This is a genomic window from Sulfobacillus thermotolerans, from assembly GCF_039623705.1.
Taxonomy (GTDB): domain Bacteria; phylum Bacillota; class Sulfobacillia; order Sulfobacillales; family Sulfobacillaceae; genus Sulfobacillus; species Sulfobacillus thermotolerans.
Genome location: NZ_CP133983.1, coordinates 532,627 through 558,091 on the forward strand (window position 1 = coordinate 532,627; position 25,465 = coordinate 558,091).

A 25,465-nucleotide genomic window follows, 5' to 3' on the forward strand; every position below is an offset into this window, starting at 1 on the left:
CTTAGATGAGCCCTTCATGGGCATGATTTTGGTTGACCAACTGGATAGCCTCGTCCATGGTTAACGAAGGGCTGCTTTGGGCGAAAGCCACCGCGTCATCTAAGATTTGCTGAATCTGCGCCTTCATGGTCTCGACATCGGCGACTTGCCAGTGTCCCGCTTGGTAGCCTTGCTCAATATGCTGTTGGATCACATCCGTGTCGAACGGCGGTGTGGCGGACGCTAAATGGGTGTGACGGGTCAGTTCGCGAGTGGCCAACACGATGGGGTCAAGACCGCTATACGCCCGAACTTCGGCGGGAGGCCGGTACGTTCCGGGATCGGCCATCGAATGCCCGCGGTAGCGGTATGTTTGAAATTCTAGCAGGTAGGGTCCGCCCCCGGCCCGTATATGGGCTAACGCACTTTTCGTGTGATGATACACATCTTCGACGTTCATGCCGTCCACTTGTTCGGCAGGGATGGCATAAGAAGCTGCCCGCTTATAGACGTCTACCACAGCGGAATGGCGATGAATTTCTGTGCCAATCTGGTAATGATTATTCTCACAAATAAATAAAATCGGGAGTTTCCACAACGCGGCCATGTTCAGCGATTCGTGAAACGTGCCTTGATTGACCGCTCCATCACCAAAATAGCAGAGAACGGCTTCGGGGAGGTGGCGATAGGCAATCGCATAGCCAATGCCTGTGGCAATCGGAAAGGTTTCTCCGACAATGGCATAGCCGCCCATGAAGCGATGTTCTTTGTCGAATAGGTGCATGGATCCGCCCATGCCGCGGCTGATGCCCGTCCGTTTGCCATAAAGTTCGGCCATAATCTTTTTGGGTTCGATATCGCGGATTAAGGCATGCACATGTTCACGATACGTGCTCACAATATAATCGGAGGGTTCCGCTGCCCGAATGGTGCCGACGGCGACCGCTTCTTCCCCCGGATAGAGATGTAAAAACCCTGCGATATGCCCTTGGGTATACTCTTCCGCTGCGCGTTCTTCGAAGGCGCGAGCCAACAACATATCGTATAAGAACTGTTGCAGTTGCTCCGATTCCATGAGACTTCTCCTTTCGAAAGGCAACCTCTCGTTAAATGGCAGTTACTTGGGAGCGGTTATGCATGAGAACCGCGAGGGCGGCAGAAACCAAGCGTGCTCGTGGAGGATCGGCGCGGGAGGTGAGAATGATGGGAACCCGCCCGCCCAGCACAATTCCCGCTAAAGTGGCTTGGGCCAGGTATTCTAAATCTTTGACCAAAATGTTCCCGGAGACGAGATCTGGCACCAGGAGAATATCGACGTCGCCTGCCACCACGCTCTGAATGCCTTTAATTTGTGCCGCTTTAAGGGACACCGCATTGTCAAACGCTAAAGGCCCGTCTACTAGAGCATGGCGAATTTGCCCACGTTCGGCCATCTTGGCCAAGCACGCTGCATCAATGGTGGAGGGAATTTGAGGATTTATGACTTCGATGGCAGACAAACAGGCGACCTTGGGTTGTTCGACACCAAGTTCTCGGAGAAAGTCGACAGCATTTTGGACAATCTGTGCTTTATCCATGAGAGAAGGTGTAATGTTGATGGCCGCGTCCGTCACACACAGTAGTTTGGGATATGTGGGTAATTCGGCCATAAACACGTGGGATAGACGCTCCTTGGTTCGCAGACGGGCTAAGATCGGATGTAAGAACGCATCGCTATGAATGTGGCCTTTCATTACCGCTTGCGCTTGCCCATTCATCACCAGATCGACTCCTTGTGCGGCGGCTTGTTCATCGCTCTGGACGTTGACAATGTCGAAGGTGGGACAATCGGGCAATGATGCTAAAATACTTACAATACGTTCTTGATTGCCAATAAGGATAGGATCAATCATGTGTCGCCTTTTGGCCTCACATGCGGCCTCTAATACGTAGGCTTCGGCAGCATCAACGACGGCCACAGGTAAGGGAGCCATTCCCTTGACAGCATCCAACAGAGCATCAAACGTGGTGAACACGACCAGTCGTCCTTTCTTGGTTCTTGCCAGTGATCTTGCGTGTCTCAGTATGGATCGGGATGGCACACATAGTTAGGCCCGAATGGACCAAATCCTAGGGTTCTAAGAGGACCGGCTTGTCAGAGAAAACACGTCAAATGGCCGTGCGAATGATCAAGGCATCTCGTCTAAGGTAGAAGAAAGACGATACAAAGGGCGGGTTGGATGAAATGCGTTATTTTGTACGAATCCAAGTGGGGCAAGGGATTCAGTGGCGCACGCTCATGGGACCCTCAGCCAAGAACGTGGCATGCGATCTATTTAAGCAGGTGGATGGCCATGTAAATGCGGTGTGGGTATGCCGCGCGAGTCATCCTGAAGATGTTTTTTGTGATGCCGATTTTGAGGCAGATGAATCGCGCATATATATGCGCCAGGACTGTGGTGATTCCAAGAGTGGTGAACCCGCAATTCGGCCATAATGAGGGTGACCGCCACAGCGGGACTAAGACGGGGGAAGTGGGAATACGATGGAAAATGCTATGGATGAGGTTGTGGTCACAAAATTTACCCATGGGCTCATTGGGCCGGATACCGGATTTTTTGCACACGTGCGAAATGGAGGCCGCATCCGAGCGGTGACGCCTCCGGGTTGCTGGGGCCCCATGATTACGCCGGATTTCCGGGGTGGTCATGAAGTGACGCAACCCGTTTACGTTGAGGATGCAAAAGTTGGCGACGCGCTGGCCATTTACATCGAAAAAATTAACGTTCTCTCCGAAGCCTCGAGCTCCGGTACAATGCAAACGAATGAGGCCGCCTTTACGGACGATCCCTTTGTGGCTAAAAAATGTCCACATTGTGGCACGCCATGGCCGCAAAGTCGGGTGGTCGGGATCGGTGAAGGCAGTATTCGTTGTGCGCATTGTGGCGCGGAGGCCAGCCCTTTTCATTTTGGCCAAGGCTATACCGTGGCGTTTGACAAGGCCCGCCAGGTGTCCATGGCGGTTGATCAAAATCATGCGGAATCTTATGCACACGATGCTAAGCATCTCGCAGCCTTGCCGGAATCGAGCCAGCAATATCCCATTTTGCTTTATGCTGCCCATGCGCTGACAGGGTTGCCGGTACGCGTTGAGCCTTGCATTGGCAATATCGGCACGATCCCGTCGCGAACGCTTCCGGATTCCCATAACGCGGGAGACTTTGGGTACTTTTTGGTGGGGGCGCATCATGAATGGCATGTCAGTGAAGAGGAGTTGGATGAAGCGCGCACGGATGCCCACTTGGACTGCCGAGATGTTCGGGAAGGGGCCGTTCTGATTGTGCCAGTCAAGGTGGATGGAGCGGGTGTGTACCTGGGCGATGCGCATTCTATCATGGGACGAGGAGAAATTGCCGGACATAGTATCGATATTACGGCAGATATTACGGTGCGCGTCGAGGTGATTAAAGGCTTGTCGCTGTTAGGCCCTCTCTTACTGCCCAATATCGAGGATCTTCCGCGCATTGCGCGTCCGTTTTCCGAGGCGGAACGCCGGCAATTTAGCGAGTTGGGACACACATTGGGAATTATTCCCGCGTTGGACGTTCTGCCTGTTCAGTTTATCGGAACCGGTAAAAATCTCAATGTTGCTACGGATAATGCCGTGAAGCGCGCGGCCCGTTTTATGAATGTGGGCGACGATGAGATCTTAAACCGGGCCACCATTGCTGGCGAGGTTCAGATTTCGCGGTTGCCCGGTGTGGTGCAATTAAGCCTGCAATTGCCTCGTGAGCTATTGGAGGCCAAAGGGTTGTGGAACATCGCCTATGAGCAATATTTGACGTCGTGAAGGAAAACGACCCTGACTTCGAAAAAACTCCCTCAGAGATGACCTGGGGGAGTTTTTCTATGCACCCAAGGCGAAGAGCATAGTAATTAATGACTAAGTTTTTGTTGTTAAAAGAATAAACTGATATATAATAGGGGCAGATGCTTCAAAAATAGTCCGTAAGAACCATGTTGGCCGTGGGAAAGAGGCATTATTTCAGGAGGGATGGAAAAATGATTGTGATGATATTTATTTTGATGTTGGCTTTTTCCCCTGTGATCTTTGCTATGTTTGGACGGCCTGCATGGAACCGTTTTTCTCGCATGGCATGGGAAGCCATGGCTCATCCATCGGGACCGGTTGTGGCGTTCCCGTCGCGTTGGAAGCGTTTGGCGATGCGTCTAGTGCGCCCTCCCCGCAAAGAGTCGGTTGAGCCGCAAAAGAACGTGTCCTGAACCGTCTACGAATTATGAGGTGTTTTTAACCCAAGTTGGGATATCCAGCGGGACTCCTGCGTTCGGGGGCATTAATAAATCATGCGCTGACACTTGAGACGGTAAGGGATTAATGATAAGGTACCGCGGGGTCCATTTCCTATTCCACTGCCAAATACTCACGAGTTCGATCCATCCTGGAATCTTTTTCTTATACAAAATCGCTAGCACGATGGTGTTTTTTCGCGGTTGCATGGCCATCATAAACCCTGCAATAGGCCCTGCCAAGGGGCCTTCTTGGGTCCACGCCGATGTCGGCGTTATGGTAACGTCCGCGGGCGGTGATTGTTGATGTTGAAACTGCTGGCCCCATCCTAGCATCGTGGCCCATGGAATGGGTAGTTTTGGCGCTTTGGCCGTGAGGGAAACGCCTACCCACTGCACACCTCCTGGTACGCTCTGTCCAAACCATAAGCGATGATGTTCTACCACCGGCCAAACCCACCAGCTTTGTTGTGGACGTTGGGGATTGGCTACAATCCACGGAGCCCATCCGTGATGATTGCGCAGCTTAGGCGCAATGCCCTGCGAGACCCACCGGAGTGTCCATGGAGTGCGCGTATCTGCTGCAAAGTTAGCAGGGGATATCGGTTTCGAAGGGATTGTCGTTGAGGCTGTGGACGATATCCAAAGAAGGAGTCCCGTCAAAAGGATAAGGCCAGCTCCCCAAAAAAGCTTAGACCGTGTCGTCATCATATAACGCAGGAAGCCCCGGCGGGTTGATAGGGGAAGCCTTGCACTGGATTAGATTGTCTCATCCCGCTCCTGCCTCTCTTAAATAGTGATGTGAGCCGTTGATGCGTTGAGGGCAAAGCTTAGGCCGTGTAGATACCGCAGTGGTTAAAAGACTCTATGTCAATCATATCATGGTTATGCATTGTCGGCAGGGGATACAGGACAGGCGAACCAGAATTTGTCGTGGGGTTATGCGATCGTGATGCCTTTGGCCGCAAGATTAAGGCGGCATTCTTCCTTGTACTGCGCGTTATGTTCGGGATAAATGGGATGATGATGAGGCCAGCGGCTGTCGCTCCAGGCTACCGGAGGGAGAAACTGGCCGCAATATCCCGGATCTTTCCAGGCGGGATCTGGATGATACCCCCGCCGCTCCATTTCTGCCATGACCAACTGATGATAGGCGGCGAGATATTCCCTAGGATAATCGAACACGTAGTTGACGGTTTGGTGTTTGCGTCCCCACCCCTTTCCCCTTAACGCACAACATTCTCGGTGTTGTCCTAGCAGCTGGGCTCGCGGTAAACGCGAAAGCAACTCTTCGTGCCATAGTCTCACAATGAAAAAATCCCTCCTGCGAACTGGGTATGCAAAGTCACACGATTATGCGCTCGGGGTGCCTTCTATACGAATATATCGCTCAACGGGCAAGGCGAAGATGGTGGCCCCGCCAATGGTCACCGTCGTTGGAGAGGCATAGAAGTCATGATGCAAAGGCACATGGCCTCCATGCGCTAGCGCTTCGCGCTGATGACTATATTGACGCACCACGTCAAGAATCGCCGGAACTTTTTCCGCCCTCGTACCGATCATGTAGGTGGTATTGCCTTGATCAAGAAAAGCGCCGCGTGATGCAAATTGCGTGAAGGCTGCGGGCAATGCTCGCAAAGCTTTTGAGAGAGCCTTGGCATCTTGGGACTGAATCACCACAATGAGCAACGTATCAACTGGTTCCGCAGAAATGGCGACCCTCTCCTTTTTAAGTGTGTGCTCCCTATCATAGCGAAGATTGCGGACAAAGAAAACGGTTTCTCAGACCAACCTTCATCCTATGGCGTTACGGCGGGAATCCCAGGTTCAGGTCTGGGCCGTTGACATCGATTTAGGGAGCGGCGGTTGATCCTTGTTGCAGCAAAAACATGTTGTAATATAAGCCTTTTTGGGCCAATAGCTGCTGATGGGTGCCACGTTCCACGATTTCTCCATGATGCAAAACCAGAATCATGTCCGCGTCTTGAATTGTCGAGAGGCGATGGGCTATAGCAATCGTGGTGCGGCCATGACGCATTTTTGCCAACGCTTGCTGGATGGCCTCTTCGGTTTCCGTATCGACACTGGCGGTGGCTTCATCGAGGACTAAAATCGCTGGATTCATCGCCATGGTGCGGGCGAAGGACAACAATTGGCGTTGGCCCGTCGAGAGCGTGGCCCCGCGTTCGCCAATGGGCGCATGATATCCTTGATCGAACGCGTCAATGAATGTGTCGGCTTGCACAAACCGAGCCGCGTCTTGCACTTGCTCATCGGTGATCCAAGTGTTTCCTAACCGAATGTTAGAACTGACATCCCCGACAAATAAAAACGGATCTTGGAGGACCAGCCCGATCTTGCGACGCAACTCGTCATCACTAAAGTGCCGCAAGTCAATGCCGTCAATGGTAATGCGTCCGCGTTGGACCGGATAGAAGCGCAGAAGCAGGTTGACCGTCGAACTCTTGCCGCTACCAGTATGGCCAACAAGGGCGACAGTTTGGCCTGGCTGTGCGGTAAAGCTGATATGTTTTAGCACATCGGTTTGGCCATCATAAGAAAAGGACACGTCTTCAAAGCAAATTTGACCTCTTTGGATTACGGGGTGGTGGTCTCCTTCTTGTTGGGGCGCTAAGTCCGGATTATCCAAAATTTGAAAGACACGTTCCGATGAAACCATAGCCTGCTGAAAAAAGTTCAGGCGCTGCATCATGCTGTTGACGGGTTCAAAAAATCGGCTGAGATAGGTGACGAAGGCATATAAGACGCCGATGTTCACCACATGGGCGAAGGAACGCTCCCCAAAATACCACAGGATCAACATGAGGGCCAATAAGTAAATACCGTCCATTAATGGTCTGAGCAAAAGCGCGTTGAGCTGTGTGTTGCGAAATCGCGCTTGCCGGTAGGCTTGATTAATGGTGCCAAATTCTTCCCGCAGGCGAGGTTCTTGACGCATGGCTTGAATCACCGCCATGCCTTGAAGAGATTCATTGAGTTTGGCATTGAGCAAAGACAGCCGTTGCCGTGCTCGATGAAAAACGGGAGCGGTGATCTTGCGATAGAACAACATGATGGCGACGGTGACCGGGAGCAACACCAGGCAATAGGTGGCAAGACGGACGTCAAGAGCAAACATGGCAATTAAAATGCCTACGAGCACGGTGATGTTTTGGACAAACGTGGAAAGCACCGTCATAAACATGTCTAAAATCGCTTCGGTGTCGTTGGTCAAGCGGGAGACTAAAACGCCTACGGGCGTTCGATCAAAAAACGCTAAAGATAGCGTCTGCACTTTGTCAAAAAGTTCGACCCTAAGCGTTTGAATCACATCGAGCGCCAATACCTGAAATAAGAGCAATTGGGCAACATTAAATCCAGCTGTCATTACCACCAGTGCCAAGTAGCCCCCACCTAGCCCTATCATCGCAGGCTTTGGAAAGTGGCGAGGAATCAGATAGCGATCGATGAAGACCTTGATGAGAATGGGTTGCAAGACGTCTGTCGCTGTGGCGAGGAGCAATAAGACCAAAGCGAAGATGACGGTTCGCCGGTAAGGCAGCATGTAGCGCAAAAGGCGCCTTAATGTATGTTGACCAGATGCTTGGGGAACAAAATCTAAAGATTCGCTTGCCATCATACCGTTGCTCCTCCTTCTTCGACAAATGCTTCAAGCTGCTGCCTTTGGTACATGTCATGATATCGGCCGCCCTGCGCCCAGAGACTGTCATGAGTTCCGCGCTCCACGATCATGCCATCCTCAAGCACAATAATTTGGTCAGCATGCGCGATGGTGCGAAGGCGATGGGTAGCAATGATGGTGGTGCGTCCTAAACGATTGGCACGCAATGCTTCAAGAATTTGAGCCTCTGTACGTCCATCGACGGCGGATAAGGTGTCATCGAGCAGTAGGATTTCCGCATCTTGCAACAATGCCCGCGCGATTGAGATCCGCTGTTTTTGGCCACCGGATAAGGTGGTGCCGCGTTCACCAATAAGAGTTTCATAGCCTTCGGGGAACCGTTCAATGTCGTGGGCGATCTGCGCCAAGCGCGCTGAGGCTTCAATCTCTTCGAGTGCGGCGTTGGGCCGGGCAAACGCGATATTTTCCCGAATGGTGGCAGAAAAGAGAAAATCATCTTGAGGAGCGTACGCGATGCATTGGCGCAAGGCGTCTAACGTGACCATTTTAATGGACCGATTGCCGATACGTATGTCGCCTTGGTCCACGTCAAATTCACGCAAAAGCAACCGCATCAACGTGGTTTTTCCAGAGCCCGTACGCCCCACAATGCCCAAGGTTTCGCCTTGCCGAATGTGGAGATGAATGTGTTTTAAGGCCGGAGTGTCCTGAGTGGGATAGGTAAAGCGTTCGAGATCATAGACAATATCCCCAGTGGGGACATGGGTGTCGGCATGCGGAGCGTCTTGAATAGCCGGGGGAATTTCTAGCAACCGTTGCACGCGTTCATAAGAAGCGCTGCCCCGCTCGACAATATTAAAGAGAAACCCAAAGGCCAGCATCGGCCAGATCAGTTCCCCTAGATAGAGCGTAAATGTTGTCAACTCCCCGATATTCATCTGGTGATGGACAATAAAGTCGGCCCCAAAGGCGATGGAGAGAAAGTAAGACAGCCCTACAATGACCGAAATCGTGGGATCGAAAAGGGAATCAATGCGGGCGACAGCCACGTTCTTGTCTACGACGTCTCGCGACAGGCGGACAAATTGCTGGCGTTCCCATGCTTCTTGACCAAACGCCCGCACCACTCGAATGCCGGATACGTATTCTTGGACACGGTCGTTGATGTCGGAAAAGGCGGCTTGTGCGACGGCGAATCGTTCATGCAAGAGTTTGCCGTAGCGCGAGACCGCATAGGCCATCAAAGGCATGGGCAGTAGAGCTATGGCTGTGAGTTTCCAACTGATGGTCACCGCCATGGTGGCAATCACGACGGTTCCCGTGGTAATGGAGTCCACCAGAGTTAAGACGCCATCTCCGGCTGTTTCTTGAATCGCTTGCACGTCATTCGTCGAATGAGCCATGAGATCCCCAATGCGGTGTTCGTGGTAGAATTCCGGAGCCATGAGGGTGAAATGGTGATACAGCCGGTCACGCAGCTCGGTGGCGAGTTGAATGGATCCTCCATAAAGCAAAATGCGCCAGAGATACCGCAAACCGTAGGATGCTAGAGCGGATAGCAAAATGGCCAGAAGTGCATATGCAAGCCGTCTGTGGGTGAGCGTGTGGTGAGCTAATTCATTTACCACGATCCCAACCACTTTGGGGGGGATCAGGGCAATTAGCGCGACGACGACGAGTAAAGCCACTCCTACCAGATATCGTGTGCGATGCTCTTTAAAAAACCACATCAAATCGGAAAACACTTGCACTTAGATTCGTCCTTTCGGGAATTGCCATGGAAAGACGGTCGACGCCCATGAGGCCTTTGACCGAAAATGCAAGGGAAGAAGTCATACGACTTTCGAATACGGGACCAACAGCACGAGGACACCGTGGTTCAATTATAGCCGAAACGAATATGGCGCCGCACGCTTGGGCGGCGAAATCTTGCCCCTAGGAGAGACCAGACCACGCGGCCGTATGTTGCGCTAGGATATCCGTAGCGCTGAAGATAGCAGGCTGGTTCCATGATGCCACAGGAAAGACCACGGGGATTTCCGTGCACGCTAATAGCAATCCGTCGGCCGTAGCAGACCAGGGCCTTTGGGCAATTTCATACAGGGCCTGGCCTAAGGCTACAAGGTCATCTTGTCCTTTGACACGCTCAATGATATTCATGATATCCATTTGGCTTGTGGCATCAGGAAGAACGGGTGTAATCTGGCGTGCCAAGAGATGTGAATCATACAGATGATACTGGACCGTGGGTGTTGTCGCCATAATTGCTAACCGGTGGATGCCGTGAGACGCAATGGTGTCGGAAACCACGGCTAACATGTTGAGCCAAGGAACGGAAACGGCTTGGGACAATGCATCATAGTAAGCATGCGTCGTGCTTGAGGGCATAACCAGGAATTCGGCCCCGGCTTGGACAAGGGTCTGGGCCGCATGAATCAGAGCCGGGAGAGGCGAAGGGCCGCGGTGCTCTAAGTGGGCAATGCGGCTTGGAATCTGTGGGGACGAGAGCAGGATGACTGGAATATGGTCCTCGTCTCGGTGGGCGGGGGTTAACTCAATAAGGCGCCGATAAAAGTAGGCTCCGGCTAATGGACCCAGTCCAGCAATAATCCCAGCAGTGCGCATGTCGGTGCTCCTTCTGTACTAAATAGCGCAAATGGTTGGTCCATGCGCTAGCCTTGTGATCACAGCCGAGAGGCTTTTGCCACCGGAAGAATGTGATTTCATTCTTATTAAAAAGGAAAAACCACGGTTCGGTTCCCTGAAACCAAGACGCGGTCGCTGACATGCCAGCTGACGGCGCGTGCTAAGACCATGCGTTCGACTTGACGTCCTAATCGCTTGAGGTCTTCGAGTTGGTGTCTGTGGTCAACACGGTGCACATCTTGTTCGATAATCGGCCCCGCATCGAGATCTTTGGTCACATAATGGGCCGTGGCTCCAATTAATTTCACACCGCGGGCGTACGCTTGGTGATAAGGCTTGGGCCCAACAAATGCGGGTAAAAAGGAGTGATGAATATTGATGATGCGCTCCGGATACGCCGAAACAAAATCTTCTGATAGGATTTGCATATAGCGGGCAAGGACAATGGTTTGGGCATCATGGGACTCAATCAGCCGTCTGGCTTCGGATTCGCTGTGGGCTTTCGTTGTTTGGGTGACGGGGATGTGATAATAGGGAATATTAAAGCGCTCGGCAAGGGGTTGTAAATCGACATGATTGCTGATGATGAGAGCAATATGAGCTGCGATGTCGCCACGCTGCGTTTGCCATAATAACTCGTTTAAGCAGTGATCTTCACGGGAGACAAAAACGGCCAAGCGCTGCGGGCGGCTGGCTAATGCCAATGTCCACTGCATACGGTATGCTTCCGCCATGACTTGAAAGCGCGATGTTAATGGCTTAGCAGTACCGGGAGCTGCGTCAAATTCGGCGCGCATGTAAAACATGCCGTTTTCCAGCCCTTCGGAGTATTGATCGAAACTGGTAATGTTGGCGCCTTCCTTCCACAGCGCATCGGAGACACTGGCGATGATGCCGGGGGTGTCGGGACATGCGATTAATAAGCGGTAACGGTCAGTCACAAGAACGGCTCCTTTATCTCTTCAGTGTCAGTTAATTGTTCTATTGTACGGCAAAAGACGCAAAGGTGAAAAGTCACGGCTTTTGAGGTGTTCGGCACTCAACGAAAGGCTTGGGAATCGTGCATGCTTGGTCTACAATACAAGAGATTCACGAGGCGAAAGGTGGTTGAGGAATGAAGGCGATGGTCATTGACCAGTATGGTCCACCAGAAGTGTTTCGCGAAGCCGTTATGGAGCCTATTCCGCTAGGTCCTCACGATGTGCTTGTAAACAACTTCGCCACATCGGTTAATCCCGTTGATTGGAAGATTCGTAAAGGGTACTTGGCGGAACGGCTGCCTCTGACTTTTCCGGCTATTTTAGGATGGGATAGTGCGGGAATCGTAGAGGCGGTCGGCCCAGACGTCAAGAATTTTCGCGTGGGTGACCGCGTTTTTAGCCGGCCGGCTACGGAAAGGCCGGGTACATATAGCGATTATGTCGTGATTGATGAATCACTTGTGGCTCCAAAACCGTCGACACTAACGTTTCTTGAGGCAGCCAGTGTTCCGCTCGCTGGACTCACCGCATGGGAGGCCTTGGTGGAAATTGCGCAAATCCAGCCGGGAATGCGGGTATTGGTGCATGCGGGGGCTGGGGGCGTAGGGGGGTATGCCATTCAACTCGCGAAGGCGTATCAAACTTTTGTCGTCACGACGGCTCGAGCTTCGAATTTGGACTATGTCAAGGACTTAGGTGCCGATGAAGCCGTTGACTACGAGACCCAGTCGTTCGAGAAGATGCACCACGACTTTGACGTCGTCCTTGACACAATGGGCGGAGCGGTTCAAGAGAAAAGTTTTGGGGTGCTAAAACCAGGAGGCATATTGGTATCTGTGGCGCAAATGCCAGACCCTGCGACAGCGGAAGCCCACCACGTGCGGGCTGAATGGTTCTTTTTGCAACCCAATGGGGCAAAACTTACGGCATTGGGCCAATTGTTTGAGACAGGCCGTATGCGCCCGGTCGTGGGTCAAGTATTTCCCCTTGCCCAGATTGCTCGGGCCCACCGCTTGAGCGAGACTACGCATACCCGTGGAAAGATTGGCATCGTGGTGGATGAGGTTCGAGCCTATCAGAAATAAACACCCATGGCATCAGCCGCTCGTCTCAGACTCGATTACGTAATCTCTCACGGATGAGTGCGGACTGGTTAAGGATTTAAGGGGAAGAGGTTCCCGCGAAGGTGGGAGCCTCTCCTTAATTTACTATCTCGGTTCTTGAGCAAGCACGTTGAGAAGAAGGTTCTTGGGGGAACGGCTTGTAAGTACCTGACAGCCAGCCCCAATGCCAACAAATCCGGCTCCTGCGTAATCGCGCAATGGCATCTTTGGACCGCTTCGATTTATAGTACAATTTATGTGACTGTATGGTGTTTCCTGGGGGCAAACAAGACCCGGCCGACGAACTCGTGGCGAAGACGTTGCCCACTCGGACGTTTGACGCGGGGTTTATTGAACAAGAAGCCTTTCAAGCGGCGATGGCACCAGAATTTCATCAAATGATGGGAAAGCAACCCCTGCTGGAAAGACATGAGCCTTTTTCCGTGGAGGATTGGACGGCATTGGCGGTGACGGCGATACGGGAACTATGGGAAGAAACGGGGATGGCGCTCACTGCGCCGCGTCTTAACGGGATTGATGCCAGGAGGCTTCAACATCGTCTTCTTGCTCAGACAGACCAATTGCCTACGTTGATGGAGCAAGAAGGCTTTATTCCCGACATTTCCCAGCTCGAAGTGGCAGGGCGCATTACGACCCCGGACTTAGGGCCGCGCACAAGGCGGTTTGATACGGCGTTCTTTTTGGTGCCGTGGGATATCGAGGTGGGACCAATGGCCTTGTCGCAAGAAGTGGCGGTGGGCGAGTGGTTTACGCCTGACGAGGCGCTAACGCGTTATGCGCCCGCGCAACTAGCGATTCCCACGCAATATATTCTACGCATGATACATCAACGATGGAAGTCTTCGATAACGGGGGGATAATCAGTTGGGAAGCTATTTGACGCCAATCGTCCCAAATGTCTGGCAGACAGCCGTACCATCGGCCACCATTCCTCCCTATCAACATACCCACTGCTACTGGATTCAAGGCCGCGATGGGATGCTTCTTGTAGATACGGCAGATGGAATGCCAGAGGGCACGCGTGTGTTACAGTCGGCATGGGAGGAATTGGGAAAACCTGATATACAGGCCGTCTATATGACTCATGGTCATGCGGATCACGTCGGGGGTGCTGTTTGGGCGGTTGATACGTGGGATTGTGACCTTTGGCTGCATTCAGCCGATTTCTTTTTGCTTTCCACAAGGTTGCGCGCGTTACCAAAGTGGCGGGAGATTGTTCTTCAAGGGGGACGACTAGAAATTGCGCCGGGGGTGATACTCGTAGAAGCTCCAGGGCATACGCCCGGTCAAGTCAATGTATACGTGCCAGCGCAAGGCCTGTTATTGGCAGGGGATAATTTGTTGGGAAACAGCACTAGTATCATTATCCCGCCCCATGGACATCTGCGCACCTACTTAGATACATTGGACCGATTGGCTGCGCTTGATCTCAAATTGGCGGCACCGGCGCATGGTGATCTAATTGAAAATCCGCACGCGTACATTGCCGGATACCGTACCCACCGCTATCAACGCTTGGAACAAATTGTGGAATCCCTGCGTGAAAAGCCGCAATCCGCGTCTGAATTAGCCGAGCGCATTTATCCGGAGCCGTTGCAAAAGGTTGGAACCTTAATGGTGATGGCTCATTTGGAATATTTAGCAGAGGATCAAAAAATTCGATCGGTAGGAGAGGGGCGATATGCGCTGCCCTCCATAGAGGTTTGAAAGACCCGGCGGAGCAACTAGGCTTCACCGCCGGATCTTTCTTCTGCGCTTTAGGAAGCCTTGGCTTGATATGCGTGACCCATGCGGGGGCGGGTAATCATTTGCAGCAAGATCAAGCTGATAGCGGCTAAGATGAGTCCGCCAATCATGAACAAGAATCCGCCGACAAACGAATGCGTTGTGCTGACAATTATGCCGACGACAATGGGAGCGACAAATCCTCCAATTTGCCCACCGAAATTAACAAAGCCGGTAAATGTACCTCGTAAAGCATCAGGGATGAGATCCAAGGGAATGGCCCAAATAGGTCCGAAGCCGCCAAATAGAAAGAATGCAGCAACAGACAATCCGATCACGCTGGAATTGACAGAGTGGGCGCTATAAGCCATGTAAAGAAAGAAACCGGAGAGCAAATAGCTAAAAGCGACAAGCAATGCGCGGGTTCGGTAAAATACTTTGTTGCCAAGCCATCCAATAATAATGAGGCCGAAAAATCCTGCAACATAAGGAATTGATGCATCAAAACCCAGGGCCGCGAGATTGATATGCCGGCTTAGCGAGAGATAGCTGGGCATCCAGCCCAAGAATCCCCAGAATGCGATATTAAAGAAGAGGTACGCCAGAAAAACAAGCCAAATACCGGGCTGACCGAGAATCTGGCGCCAGTTGGCGGGGTGCCCGTGCTTATTTCGCACTTCGGTATGCACGACCCCACCGTCTGGCGTGGTCGGGATGAGCTTCCAAATTAAAATCGCCATAATGATGCCGGGAACCGTAAACCACAGAAAAAGGCCATGCCATCCTACTTGCGCTAAGAGCCACGTGGAGACGGGAGCCACAAAGGCTGGCCCTAAGGCGATGGCGGTGAGAAATAAGCCATTGGCCGATGAGCGTTCCTCAGATGAAAAGAAGTCTCCAATCAACTTGAATTGGGCGCCGTTTTCCAGCCCTTCTCCGACACCAAATAGTGTCCGGACCACAATGAGTAATCCTGCAGAAAAGACTAGTCCCGTCATGCCCGTAAACACAGACCACCAAATTAGGGCAATTACTAAGAGTTTTCGAGCGCCAAGCCGGTCAGCAAAATAGCCGCCGGGAATTTGTAATAACGCGTACCCGAAGGTGAATGATGACAGCACAACACCAAATACGGCGGGGCTCATGTGCAACGAGTGCATAATGGTCGGGCCTGCGACCGAAATATTAATACGGTCGAGGTAGGCCACAAACATCATGAGCCAGATCAATGTGAGCATTGTCCACTTCTGTTTTTTCACGGTCAGCCTCCTATGGGTATGCCCTTAGAACGAATGATAAATGGTGAAACATCACACAGTATTCAAAAAGATATGTGTTTAGTAAAGATAACGCCAATGATACCATAAGAAATTTTTTCCATGTAGATGGTTATCAAAATTTGTAAGGGGAAAAGTTCGCCCGAGCCGTTTTTGGCAAGGGCGACGAAGGAATAGAACAGAATGGGGAGTTTAGATTATCCTTGCTGCGCAATCCACTGCTGCCATTCGGGAGTTTGAAGGCCGGGCATCCACAAAATGACAGCGGTCCACGTGTTGGCGGCTTCTTCAGTTTGTCGCAGCAAAGCCGCTTGACAGGTCCATACCTGCGTGGGCCCACTTAGGATAGCCGTTAGGTTTTGACGATCCGGCAAAGGGCGGGATGTTTGCAGGCGACATCCGGCCGTCGAGAGGTCGCGGGTCGTCCCCAAGACGTGGCGGGGCCACCATCCCCACTGAATGCGGATGGGCCATTGCCATAGAAAACGGCGGAACTGGCGGTGTTCCACGGGACGCGGGGCGCTGACCAACAAACCTGTTAAAAGGCGCTCATCCAAGGGACTGGCTTGAGCCTCAATTGTCAGTTGCCACGTTAATGGGGGGCTGTGCCACTGTACCGTGGCCGTCTGGGGATGTTGAAACAGTTCGGGCACAAGGTCGTCGAACGCAAAGTAGATACGATCAGGCAGCCTAGCTCGCACCGTAGCCGGCCATGTTTGTGTGCCGACGGTCAACTGAACCGGTAGCCCCGGTGACAACACCGAATAATGTGCCATCTTTACTCCATTCTTTTGGCGAGTTTGGTCACTTAGGTCATTGTATGACATGGACCCTACCATAAGACGATTGCCGCTAAAAATGCTTCGTTAGGAGGGTAAATGTGCCAAAGGCAGTAGTACCGCGCCTAGTGCGTTTAAACTAGGCGCCGTGCCCTGTGAATGGTCGCGACGATGGAGGTGCAACTACCTTAGCACCATGCGTGGCGACTTAATGTATTCGCTAATACCATATAGGTCATAATGATAGAGATGATTAGACCAAGCCATGCCCATTTCGGCCATAACGTCCGCCACGCCACGCCTCCGGCAAACCCCATGGCCAAAATCAACAGGTCAGCCTCTGTACGGAGGGGACGGTGTAGGGCGACGGTGGGTAGGGGCGACAAATAAGTCGGGCTAACCGCAACCGTTCTGATTGATGGGGAAGGAATGCGGACATCACGGTATGAATTAGCGAGGAAACGGACGAGATAAGGAGTAGGGCGGCTATCATACCTAATACGCTGAGGCCCCATGCCACGGCCCTATCATCCCCACTGTGGGAGCCAGGTGGGTCATCAAGGCGCCAAATGCTTGCGGAATCATCCAAATCCATAGCACCCATAACGTCGTCGCGAGGGGAGCATAACGCCAATTGACAAGCCACGCTAGACCTAGCCCTAGCATGATGATGACGAGAAGCAAATTGACCAGCGCTGGATCATGAAAGCTCCACATGACTCCCTCATTAATCCATTGTTGAAGCCATGCAGGCTCAGCACCGTTCATGGTAACGAGCCCAAACAGCTCGGCTAGCCTTGAACCGTGCCAAAATCCAGCGCCTGGTAATGCTTGAAGACCCGCCATCATAATCCATATCCACCCCACGGCTTGGCGGACGCGGTGGGCCACTTGCCCGCTATCCCAGAAATCGATGGGAATCAGTAACAAGGCTGTGCAAATTCCGTAAAGCAAGGCGTTGCCTGGGGTACCGTCGAGCACGCTGCCTGTTCCATTAAACAAACTTCCGAAGCCTTCTCCCATAACCCAGACGACGATGCTCCATAGCACTAGTATCCACGCGCTTAGACGCGTTAGCCATCCCCATTTTGTAGGATGCCACAGTAAACCAATGCCACTCAAAACTTCTCCCACCCCGATTAGCAGAGGCCAGAGGTGCGGGGCGGTGAGCCACAAACGGTCCCCAGTGCGTAAAAGCGCACGAATAACAAAAGGTTGCCATGCTTCAGCCACAGGAGCTAGCACATCGGTAAAGAACAGAGGGCTACGGATAAGCGGCTGAAACATGAGTAGCCCCGAAATGATCCATAAAGCGCCTGTTCCTATCCTCAAACGCTCGCGCCATGGCATGCTTTGTTGTCCCTCCCATCCACAATGAGGTTTTGTCCGTGATATCTTTACACAGCGCCCGATTTAACCCATGTTGCGCCGTTGTTGGTACTTGTCCAGACAACGGGAACCGGAGAATCCGGGCTCATTACCCAAAGAATGCCCGAAGAGGGCACCGCCAATGCTACGCCTGCTTGCTGATTCGGCAGTGGAGTGCCCACAGGGGTCCACGTTGTCTGCCCCGGTTGCCATGAGATGACTTGAGTTTGCGAGCCATTTTTTTGCAACGCGTAGACGGTGTTGCCGTCGGCACGCACACTTGCCGCAGGGTTGCCGGTAATGGTTGCGGTGGGTGAGACCAAATGCCATGAAGCCCCAGCATTGGTTGTGGCATCCCACACGACGGATTGACGACCATGAATGGTGACGGATAACGCCATGCCCCCGTCTGTAGACGAGCTCCACTCGGGGGCTGAAGCAACGACCCCTAAACCGTTCCATGCGGTTGGGACCGGCACGGACACTGCATGCCAACCATGGGTGTAATGCCAAATAGAGACATGGTGACTGGCTTTATCCATTCCCGTGACCCATAGCGACTGGGCAGTCTGAGCAGAAAGCGTTTCATCTTTTACCCAGGGGGCATGTGATGCGGCGGTGGTCCAGTTTTGACCCTGATTTTGTGTCTCTAAAAGCTTGTGATTAGCCAATATCCAGGCAGAGTTAGATGAGGTCGCTGCCAGAGGGTGAATGGCTTCTGGGGGAATCGCCCCCGGTACCGGCCATGCAGTGCTCCACGAGGCTCCGCTGTTGGTGGTCACGCGGACCATAGGGTCCGGTTGTAGTCCATACGCACCAATCATCAACCAAGCGGTGGAGGGATTGAGACTATTAATCTCGATGCCGCCTCGCTCTGTTTCTCCTAAGGGCGTGGCAAAATGCCATGTTGAACCGCCACTGACGGTGTGACCTAAGCCGCGATACCCTTGATAGGGGTAAAGAGCCCATCCTTGGGAAAGATTTTGTGCGCTTAAGGCGTATGATAGGCCCATGGGCTGCCATATCCCGTGCCCCAGGCTGGAAGTTTTTAGAGTCTGGGGCGGCAACGACGCATGTAACATTTTGGCGACGTACGTGGCCAGCAATTGGGACGTGCCTCCAATATATTGCGTACGTGCGCTGGGATCGCTGAGCCATTCCTCTTGCCCATTGGGCGAAATGAGCCAAAACACATCAGTGTGTTGGACCATGCCATATTTCGGGGCATTCACGTACTCAAAATATTGGTGCCAAATGGTTTTCAGCGTGCTCAACGACGATGAGGTAGCATACGTCCAGTTTTTTACATGAGTTAGACCATGCTCTTTGTCAAACGCCTGGACATCGGAAATACTATGGTACTCGGGGTTTGCCACGACCGCGACCAATGCCACACGTGACGCTAGTTTGGGCCCAAGGAGGTGATTCATGTCGACCATTTCTTGGGCATCGATCGGACAATCCCACCAGCATACTGGGTCCAAAAAGGTCATGACGACCGCTTTACCGCGAAATTGACTTAAGCTGACAGGCTGGCCGTTTTGGTTGACCAGGTGAAAATTAGGGGCCGGCACATGGTTGACCGGCGTCATGCCGTCGGCGGCTAATGCCTGGGTAGCCGCCGCTGATAGGGTCGTGGAGGGCGAAGAGACCCAAAAATGACCGGCTGCCAATCCGGCCACAATCGCTGCTGGGGCAGCGATCCATGGCCATACGAGTTTTTTCTTGTCCGTACTCATAACGCGGAATGCTCCACGGCGGGTTCGTGGTGTGATACCCAATGGAATAAGGGGAGTTGCACGACTTGTGCGTAGACAACCAGTCCGATTAACACCACAACGCCGCTATTAGGATCGGTTCCCATGCCACCAAGCACGCCAAAATCCTGGCCCAACCACCAAGTGGCAAAGGTCACAAGGGCTGTGAGCCACCACGTCCACCCAGAACGTGGTTTGAGAGCCCACAAGACAGCCAATACCGCAAACACGCCGACTAAGATACCGTTCCATAAGGCAGGAGACTGACCCAATAATTTAGCCCAGGCAAAGAGAGGAGCAGAAAAGATGGCAGGTTGCGGCATTGAAGCCATACTCAAGACGTACGAAGCGAGGTTTTGACCATGCCACCACCCAGCAGCCGGCCAAGCTTGTAGAAAAGCTGAAAGCGTCCACAAGCCAATCATTGAGAGCCTTAAGACCTTAGCCACGCGGGGAGAATTCCAGTAAGTCGCGGGCGCGAGGAGAAGAATGGCGGCAAGCATATACAAGAGAACCGAGCCAGGGGAACCGCTTAGCCAATTGCCGCCGACAAATAGGCTGCCAAAGGCTTCGCCTCCGACCCATACAATGAGTCCCCACGCTAATGAGGTCCATAGTCCGACTTGACGCCAAATAGTGCCAGCTCCAAACAACATGGTGAGTCCAATGCCGATCTGAATCCATGTCGCGAATTCATTCCAAAGTACAGGGTTGATAGCCCATAGCCGAATGCTAATATTCATTAGGGATTCAACAGGTGCAGGTTGTCCTTGCAGCATAGGTGCAAGAAATCCGCCGATGAAACGCGTAATCATGAGCGGTTGCGCTTGCAACAGACCATCTAAAAGCCATAGTGCCCCAATGCCGCGCATCAACCATTCGTGAGCCGCTGGGTATGGCGAAGCTATGGTTTTGTGGCCTAAACGGTATGCCCGGATACCGATAATTAGGCCGCCCGCGACGACGATAGCTAATAACACGAAAAAAATATGGTAAAATTCCGCTTCAGCAAATGCGGGTGGTAAGGGAGACCCCATATTCATAACGAACACCCCTTATTGGTGGTAGTTATTAAACGTTAGTACTATGGTAGCACAGCATTTTAAGACGGCACACGGTTAAATCTGGCTATTTTGGACGGGTGCTCCGGATAAGTCTGATTATACTTCTTCGCGGCGACCAGGCCTTGGGTTATATGGTATTCGAGGGAAGCTTTAACTGCGTACGTGATGGTTGCATTGTATACTTGAAAGAAATTCGCAACACGGCGTGAGAAGAGGGGAAATCGATTGACGCTCTTGGAAATTTTAGTGGCTCTGTCGTTAGTGTTAAACATTATCGTTATGATTCTCTTAACTCAGTCCCGAACAATATCAGCGCAGCGTCGCGGTACGGGCCGACTCGCTTGAACGCGTCGACTTTGCCATTTTTCTGCCTGGAAAAGATGATGATGCCAAACAAGTCCTTTTGCCGATTGACTCCAAGTTTCCTTTGGAGGATTACCAAAAATTAATGGATGCCGAAGAAGCGGGAGACGGAGCCGTGGCGGCAGAAGCAGGAAAAATGTTGGAAAATCGGGTCCGCCACGAAGCCAAAGCCATTCAAGAAAAATATATCAATCCTCCGCACACGACCGACTTTGCTATTATGTTCCTTCCTGTGGAAGGATTATTCGCGGAAATTCTACGACGGCCGGGTCTGTGGGAAGCGTTGCAGCGTGAGTACCATGTCATTGTCACAGGACCCACGACGATTACAGCGCTGTTAAATAGTTTGCAAATGGGTTTTCGCACCTTGGCCATTCAAAAACGCTCGAGTGAGGTCTGGTCTCTCTTAGGGGCGGTTAAAACGGAGTTTGGAAAATTTGGCGATATTCTCGAAAAGACTCAAAAGAAACTGCAAGAGGCGAGCAATACCATTGATACGGCCCGGACTCGTTCTCGCGCGATTGAGCGCAAGTTGCGGACGGTAGAGGCGGCTTCGCCGGGGCAGATATCTTCCTTGTTGCCGGAGGGAGATATAGCTTCGCTCGAATAATTGTGTGGGACTTCTTTTGGATTTTTAAACCGCCATCCTTCGAGATGGCGGTTTTTGTGTCTGTTGGATAAGCTCACACGCTAAACTTCCCTTCGTGGTTTGTCGAATAATGTTGAATTTGATGGGATTGTCGATTTGAATAATAACGTGTTTGATTATTGTTTCAATTTAGTAGGTGTGATACCATCGGACTAGTTGTACAAATCTGATAGCCATGATTGGGGGACGTCGTGTGGAGATTAGCCAAGTGTCTGTCACGATGACGGTAAACGGAATAACAATCACGCGTTCGGTGGAGCCCCGCACTCTCCTGGTCCATTTTTTACGGGACGAAGCGGGTTTAACCGGCACCCATGTCGGGTGTGATACCTCACAATGTGGTGCGTGTACGGTGTTGTTAAATGGCGACGCGGTGAAGTCTTGCACCGTGTTGGCGGTGCAAGCAAATGGTGCGGAAGTGGTCACTATCGAAGGCTTAGAACAAGAGGTATTGCATCCTGTGCAACAAGGATTTTGGGAAAAACATGGGTTGCAATGTGGTTTTTGCACGCCTGGTGCCATGTTGACGGCCTCGTATCTGCTTTCAACAAACCCCCATCCTTCTGAAACCGATATTCGTGATGCGCTCGATGGGCTGCTCTGTCGCTGTACGGGGTACGAGACTATCGTGCGTTCTGTGCAGAGGGCGCAAGAAATTATGGACGAACGCCAAACGGAGGAACGGGAAACGAAAATCGGTTAATTTGTGAATGCCCAGGAGGGATGTGCAGTGGCTGATGTAATCGGGAGTGCACTAAAGCGGCATGAAGATGTTCGCTTAATCCGTGGAAAAGGTCAATATACCGATGATATAAAATTGCCAGGCATGCTCTATGCGGGGATTGTTCGCAGTCCGCATGCGCATGCGCGTCTTGTTAAAGTGGATGTAAGTCGTGCGCTTAAAATGCCGGGTGTTGTCGCCGCCTTTACGGGCGCTGATTTGAAAGACGAGGTGGGTTTCATTCCCACTGCGTGGATTCCCCCCGACTCCGAAATGAAAATGACCCCTCATCCAGCCTTGGCTGTCGATATGGTGCGCTATCAAGGAGACGGCGTGGCTGTCGTCATTGCTCAGACACCAGCACAAGCCAGGGACGGGGTCGATGCTGTAGAGGTGGAATATGAGTCCTTGCCCGCTGTGACCAATCCTTTTGCTGCCGCTCAAGAGGGAGCCCCCTTAGTTCATGAAGATATTGCGGGAAACGTTGCCTTTCATTGGAAAGTCGGAGGGGATGTGGAGGAGATCTTCAACCGGGCCGAAGTCGTCGTGCGTCAAGAATTTCGACAACAACGGCTTGTGCCTAATGCCATGGAGCCGCGATCAGCGGTGGCACAATGGAATCCGGCAACCGAAGAACTGACCCTTTGGGCGACGACCCAAAATCCTCACATTCATCGTTTGCTCATGTCTGGAATTTTGGGCATTCCGGAACATAAATTGCGCGTTGTGGCGATTGATGTCGGAGGCGCCTTTGGTAGTAAAATTTCCTGCTATCCGGATGAAATCATCGTATCATGGGCGGCACGTCGGCTCAATCGGCCCGTGAAATGGACAGAGACCCGTACAGAAAACTTTACCGTGACCAGTCACGGGCGCGATCATGTGCAAGAGGTGGCGTTAGCGGGGACAAAAGATGGGCGCATCGAAGCTATTCGCGTCAAGACTTATGCCAATTTAGGGGCCTATCTATCGACCGCAGCGCCTGGTGTTCCCACCATTTTATTTGGACTCATCGTGAATGGGGCCTATGCGATTCCGCAAGCTTCGGCGGAGGTCTATGGGATGCTGACGCACACGACACCTGTCGATGCGTATCGGGGCGCCGGGCGCCCAGAAGCTACGTTTTTGGTTGAGCGAATGGTGGACTTATACGCTAAGGCGCATTGGCCAAGGCGCTAGAGATTGTCGATTATGCGGCATTTCGGCGTGAACAAGAAAATCTGCGCCAGCAAGGCAAATATATTGGTATTGGGTTCAGCACCTATGTGGAGATGTGTGGATTAGGGCCTTCTGAAGTGGCAGGGGCTGTAGGGTTTCAAGGGGGACTTTGGGAAAGTGCCACGGTGCGAGTGCACCCGACCGGAAAAGTGACGGTATTTACAGGGGCTTCACCACACGGTCAGGGTGAGGAAACGACTTTTGCGCAAATCGTTGCCCAGGAGCTTGGCGTTCCCCCAGAAGATATTGAAGTGGTTCACGGCGATACGAGCAAAATTGCCATGGGGTGGGGGACTTATGGGTCGCGGACAACGGTCGTTGGGGGTGCGGCTATTCATCTAGCAGATCAAAAGGTGATTGCGAAGGCGAGAAAAATCGCGGCGCATAAGCTTGAAGTGGGCGAAGATGATGTGGAATTTGAGCAGGGAATCTTTTCGGTCAAGGGATTGCCAGCACGTGCTGTGACATTTCAAGAAGCCGCGCTTGATGCCTATTTGGCGTGGAGCTTGCCTGCGGGCATGGAACCGGCGTTGGAAGGCACGGCTTTTTACAATCCGGAAAATTTTACCTACCCATTTGGTACGCACATTGCTATCGTCTCAGTGGATCCCGATACGGGTGACGTGGAATTGATGCGCTATGTTGCGGTCGATGACGTGGGTGTCGTGATTAATCCCATGCTTGTCGAGGGGCAGATTCATGGAGGGCTAGTCCAAGGCATCGGGCAAGCGCTGTACGAAGGCGTGGAATATGACACCAATGGGCAATTGATGACGGGATCATTTTTGGATTATGCCATGCCTAAAGCGCGGTTCTTTCCGAAATTTGAAACCGCACATACGACAACGCCTTCACCCCACAATCCTTTAGGAGTTAAAGGGGTGGGGGAAACGGGGGCGATTGCTTCCACCCCTGCCGTGGTGAATGCGGTCATGGACGCCCTCGCACCTTTTGGGATTCAAGATCTACCGATGCCGTTAACCCCTCGCAAGGTGTGGCAGGCTATTGCGTCCAAAGGAGGTCACATGCATGTTCACGACGCCATTTGATTACCGGAATGCGCATTCTGTCCAAGACGTCATTGAGTGGTTACAAGAAGACCCGGATAATACCAAAATATTAGCAGGTGGCCATAGCTTATTGCCTTTAATGAAGCTGCGCTTATCCACCGTGTCTCATCTTATTGACATTGGCCAGATTCCTGAGTTGCAAGGAATCGTCTTAAGTGATAACGAACTTCGGGTTGGGGCATTTACCCGTTACGTGCAACTTGTCCGTGATCCATCAGTGGCTTTGGCCGCTCCGCTTGTTGCCGAAGCAGCGCGGGTCATTGGGGATTTACAAGTGCGCAACCGAGGGACCATTGGTGGCAGTTTATGTCATGCGGATCCGGCCGCTGATCTGCCTGCAGCCCTACTAGCTTTGGGGGCTGAGTTGGAGATTGCCGGACCGGCGGGAAAGCGGCGGGAAGATATTGATTCCTTTTTTTTAGCGCCTTTTATTACGACATTGGCCCCAGGTGAAGTGCTGACAGCGATTCGCATTCCACGAATGGCTCAAGGGGCCCGGTCCATATATCTCAAACGTCCTCATCTGGCTTCAGGCTATCCCATCATTGGCGTTGCTGCATGGGTTGTCCTAAGGGACGCGCAGGTTGACTCCTGCCGTATAGCGATAACCGGCATAGGCTCGGTGCCGTTTCGGGCCTTTAGTGCCGAGCAGATGCTGGTAGGTCAGACGTTTACGCGTGATGTCATATTGCAGGCCGCCGAACAGGTGGCGAGTGACCAGTCGTTTGACGACGATGATGATGGCTATAAAGCCAATCTATGTCGTGTTTATGTGACGCGCGCGCTTGCGGCATTAGGTAATCAAGGCTGAGCGC

Annotated in this window: 24 protein-coding genes and 1 pseudogene; 11 read left to right on the forward strand and 14 right to left on the reverse strand. The window is 52.3% G+C overall.

Going from position 1 to position 25,465, the window contains the following annotated elements:
- Position 1: 1 nt before the first annotated feature.
- Positions 2–1,054: a thiamine pyrophosphate-dependent enzyme gene (locus ORD20_RS02655; protein ID WP_103376303.1), complete on the reverse strand. Its 1,053-nt coding sequence runs from the start codon at positions 1,052–1,054 to the stop codon at positions 2–4.
- A 31-nt stretch (positions 1,055–1,085) separates the two neighbouring features.
- Positions 1,086–1,994 (reverse strand): bifunctional enoyl-CoA hydratase/phosphate acetyltransferase, encoded by a 909-nt coding sequence (locus tag ORD20_RS02660; protein WP_207654686.1) that lies wholly within the window; start codon positions 1,992–1,994, stop codon positions 1,086–1,088.
- Between the two features lie 209 nt (positions 1,995–2,203).
- Between ORD20_RS02660 and ORD20_RS02665 the strand changes: the two genes are divergently transcribed.
- The 3 genes from ORD20_RS02665 to ORD20_RS02675 all read left to right on the forward strand — a co-directional run bounded on the left by ORD20_RS02665 (position 2,204) and on the right by ORD20_RS02675 (position 4,242).
- Entirely contained in the window at positions 2,204–2,455 is a 252-nt protein-coding gene (locus ORD20_RS02665) for a hypothetical protein (protein ID WP_103376302.1), read from the forward strand.
- A gap of 48 nt (positions 2,456–2,503) precedes the next feature.
- Positions 2,504–3,808, forward strand: a complete 1,305-nt coding sequence (locus tag ORD20_RS02670) for an acetamidase/formamidase family protein (protein ID WP_103376301.1) — start codon at positions 2,504–2,506, stop codon at positions 3,806–3,808.
- Positions 3,809–4,020: 212 nt separating this feature from the next.
- Positions 4,021–4,242 carry a hypothetical protein gene (locus tag ORD20_RS02675; protein ID WP_103376300.1) on the forward strand — a complete coding sequence of 74 codons (222 nt, stop codon included), beginning with the start codon at positions 4,021–4,023 and terminating at the stop codon, positions 4,240–4,242.
- Between the two features lie 12 nt (positions 4,243–4,254).
- Here ORD20_RS02675 and ORD20_RS02680 read toward each other — a convergent pair whose 3' ends face one another.
- The 7 genes from ORD20_RS02680 to purU form a co-directional block, all read right to left on the reverse strand.
- On the reverse strand, positions 4,255–4,977 hold the full coding sequence (locus ORD20_RS02680) for a hypothetical protein (RefSeq protein ID WP_103376299.1): 723 nt from the start codon (positions 4,975–4,977) through the stop codon (positions 4,255–4,257).
- A 228-nt stretch (positions 4,978–5,205) separates the two neighbouring features.
- The gene (locus ORD20_RS02685; protein ID WP_103376298.1) at positions 5,206–5,574 is read right to left on the reverse strand and encodes a TIGR02328 family protein; all 369 of its coding nucleotides are present in this window, start codon (positions 5,572–5,574) and stop codon (positions 5,206–5,208) included.
- A 45-nt stretch (positions 5,575–5,619) separates the two neighbouring features.
- A complete protein-coding gene (locus ORD20_RS02690) occupies positions 5,620–5,946 on the reverse strand; it encodes a cyclic-di-AMP receptor (RefSeq protein WP_242968611.1) in 327 nt (108 codons plus the stop codon).
- Positions 5,947–6,118: 172 nt separating this feature from the next.
- Positions 6,119–7,906: an ABC transporter ATP-binding protein gene (locus ORD20_RS02695; RefSeq protein ID WP_242968604.1), complete on the reverse strand. Its 1,788-nt coding sequence runs from the start codon at positions 7,904–7,906 to the stop codon at positions 6,119–6,121.
- The gene (locus ORD20_RS02700; protein WP_103376296.1) at positions 7,903–9,660 is read right to left on the reverse strand and encodes an ABC transporter transmembrane domain-containing protein; all 1,758 of its coding nucleotides are present in this window, start codon (positions 9,658–9,660) and stop codon (positions 7,903–7,905) included. Before ORD20_RS02700 ends, ORD20_RS02695 begins: the two co-directional genes overlap by 4 nt.
- Positions 9,661–9,844: 184 nt before the next feature.
- Complete coding sequence (locus ORD20_RS02705) at positions 9,845–10,534, reverse strand: aspartate/glutamate racemase family protein (protein ID WP_103376295.1); 690 nt, start codon at positions 10,532–10,534, stop codon at positions 9,845–9,847.
- 107 nt (positions 10,535–10,641) lie between these two features.
- A complete protein-coding gene (purU, locus tag ORD20_RS02710; RefSeq protein ID WP_103376294.1) occupies positions 10,642–11,496 on the reverse strand; it encodes a formyltetrahydrofolate deformylase in 855 nt (284 codons plus the stop codon).
- Positions 11,497–11,669: 173 nt separating this feature from the next.
- On the opposite strand from purU, the gene ORD20_RS02715 reads away from it, so the two are divergent.
- From ORD20_RS02715 to ORD20_RS02725, 3 genes are all read left to right on the forward strand, one after another.
- The gene (locus ORD20_RS02715; protein WP_103376293.1) at positions 11,670–12,620 is read left to right on the forward strand and encodes an NADP-dependent oxidoreductase; all 951 of its coding nucleotides are present in this window, start codon (positions 11,670–11,672) and stop codon (positions 12,618–12,620) included.
- Between the two features lie 284 nt (positions 12,621–12,904).
- Positions 12,905–13,519 (forward strand): hypothetical protein, encoded by a 615-nt coding sequence (locus tag ORD20_RS02720; protein WP_430626494.1) that lies wholly within the window; start codon positions 12,905–12,907, stop codon positions 13,517–13,519.
- Between the two features lie 4 nt (positions 13,520–13,523).
- The gene (locus ORD20_RS02725; RefSeq protein WP_103376291.1) at positions 13,524–14,366 is read left to right on the forward strand and encodes an MBL fold metallo-hydrolase; all 843 of its coding nucleotides are present in this window, start codon (positions 13,524–13,526) and stop codon (positions 14,364–14,366) included.
- Between the two features lie 50 nt (positions 14,367–14,416).
- Here the strand turns inward: ORD20_RS02725 and ORD20_RS02730 are convergent, their stop codons facing one another.
- From ORD20_RS02730 to ORD20_RS02750, 5 genes are all read right to left on the reverse strand, one after another.
- Positions 14,417–15,643, reverse strand: coding sequence for an MFS transporter (locus ORD20_RS02730; RefSeq protein ID WP_103376290.1), 1,227 nt, complete (start codon positions 15,641–15,643; stop codon positions 14,417–14,419).
- A 215-nt stretch (positions 15,644–15,858) separates the two neighbouring features.
- Positions 15,859–16,437: a hypothetical protein gene (locus tag ORD20_RS02735; protein ID WP_103376289.1), complete on the reverse strand. Its 579-nt coding sequence runs from the start codon at positions 16,435–16,437 to the stop codon at positions 15,859–15,861.
- Positions 16,438–16,935: 498 nt separating this feature from the next.
- Positions 16,936–17,790 carry a hypothetical protein gene (locus tag ORD20_RS02740; protein WP_430626495.1) on the reverse strand — a complete coding sequence of 285 codons (855 nt, stop codon included), beginning with the start codon at positions 17,788–17,790 and terminating at the stop codon, positions 16,936–16,938.
- Between the two features lie 47 nt (positions 17,791–17,837).
- Positions 17,838–19,547 (reverse strand): SCO family protein, encoded by a 1,710-nt coding sequence (locus ORD20_RS02745; RefSeq protein ID WP_103376286.1) that lies wholly within the window; start codon positions 19,545–19,547, stop codon positions 17,838–17,840.
- Entirely contained in the window at positions 19,544–20,608 is a 1,065-nt protein-coding gene (locus tag ORD20_RS02750) for a hypothetical protein (protein ID WP_103376285.1), read from the reverse strand. Before ORD20_RS02750 ends, ORD20_RS02745 begins: the two co-directional genes overlap by 4 nt.
- Positions 20,609–20,921: 313 nt before the next feature.
- On the opposite strand from ORD20_RS02750, the pseudogene ORD20_RS02755 reads away from it, so the two are divergent.
- The 5 genes and pseudogenes from ORD20_RS02755 to ORD20_RS02775 form a co-directional block, all read left to right on the forward strand.
- Positions 20,922–21,602 (forward strand): annotated as a pseudogene (locus tag ORD20_RS02755) (DNA recombination protein RmuC); the annotation flags it as partial.
- A 214-nt stretch (positions 21,603–21,816) separates the two neighbouring features.
- Positions 21,817–22,344 carry a (2Fe-2S)-binding protein gene (locus ORD20_RS02760; protein WP_103376284.1) on the forward strand — a complete coding sequence of 176 codons (528 nt, stop codon included), beginning with the start codon at positions 21,817–21,819 and terminating at the stop codon, positions 22,342–22,344.
- A gap of 27 nt (positions 22,345–22,371) precedes the next feature.
- Entirely contained in the window at positions 22,372–23,541 is a 1,170-nt protein-coding gene (locus ORD20_RS02765) for a xanthine dehydrogenase family protein molybdopterin-binding subunit (protein WP_430626496.1), read from the forward strand.
- The gene (locus tag ORD20_RS02770) at positions 23,526–24,629 is read left to right on the forward strand and encodes a xanthine dehydrogenase family protein molybdopterin-binding subunit (protein ID WP_430626497.1); all 1,104 of its coding nucleotides are present in this window, start codon (positions 23,526–23,528) and stop codon (positions 24,627–24,629) included. Before ORD20_RS02765 ends, ORD20_RS02770 begins: the two co-directional genes overlap by 16 nt.
- Positions 24,610–25,461, forward strand: coding sequence for an FAD binding domain-containing protein (locus tag ORD20_RS02775; RefSeq protein WP_103376282.1), 852 nt, complete (start codon positions 24,610–24,612; stop codon positions 25,459–25,461). The genes ORD20_RS02770 and ORD20_RS02775 overlap by 20 nt, the downstream gene beginning before the upstream one ends.
- The last annotated feature ends 4 nt before the right edge of the window (positions 25,462–25,465 follow it).

Coding starts and splice junctions, on each gene's coding strand:
- ORD20_RS02655 (WP_103376303.1), bottom strand. CDS start 1,054: ATGGAATCGGAGCAACTGCAACAGTTCTTATACGATATGTTGTTGGCT.
- ORD20_RS02665 (WP_103376302.1), top strand. CDS start 2,204: ATGCGTTATTTTGTACGAATCCAAGTGGGGCAAGGGATTCAGTGGCGC.
- ORD20_RS02670 (WP_103376301.1), top strand. CDS start 2,504: ATGGAAAATGCTATGGATGAGGTTGTGGTCACAAAATTTACCCATGGG.
- ORD20_RS02675 (WP_103376300.1), top strand. CDS start 4,021: ATGATTGTGATGATATTTATTTTGATGTTGGCTTTTTCCCCTGTGATC.
- ORD20_RS02680 (WP_103376299.1), bottom strand. CDS start 4,977: ATGATGACGACACGGTCTAAGCTTTTTTGGGGAGCTGGCCTTATCCTT.
- ORD20_RS02695 (WP_242968604.1), bottom strand. CDS start 7,906: ATGATGGCAAGCGAATCTTTAGATTTTGTTCCCCAAGCATCTGGTCAA.
- ORD20_RS02705 (WP_103376295.1), bottom strand. CDS start 10,534: ATGCGCACTGCTGGGATTATTGCTGGACTGGGTCCATTAGCCGGAGCC.
- ORD20_RS02715 (WP_103376293.1), top strand. CDS start 11,670: ATGAAGGCGATGGTCATTGACCAGTATGGTCCACCAGAAGTGTTTCGC.
- ORD20_RS02720 (WP_430626494.1), top strand. CDS start 12,905: ATGGTGTTTCCTGGGGGCAAACAAGACCCGGCCGACGAACTCGTGGCG.
- ORD20_RS02735 (WP_103376289.1), bottom strand. CDS start 16,437: ATGGCACATTATTCGGTGTTGTCACCGGGGCTACCGGTTCAGTTGACC.
- ORD20_RS02740 (WP_430626495.1), bottom strand. CDS start 17,790: ATGCCATGGCGCGAGCGTTTGAGGATAGGAACAGGCGCTTTATGGATC.
- ORD20_RS02745 (WP_103376286.1), bottom strand. CDS start 19,547: ATGAGTACGGACAAGAAAAAACTCGTATGGCCATGGATCGCTGCCCCA.
- ORD20_RS02750 (WP_103376285.1), bottom strand. CDS start 20,608: ATGAATATGGGGTCTCCCTTACCACCCGCATTTGCTGAAGCGGAATTT.
- ORD20_RS02760 (WP_103376284.1), top strand. CDS start 21,817: ATGATTGGGGGACGTCGTGTGGAGATTAGCCAAGTGTCTGTCACGATG.
- ORD20_RS02775 (WP_103376282.1), top strand. CDS start 24,610: ATGTTCACGACGCCATTTGATTACCGGAATGCGCATTCTGTCCAAGAC.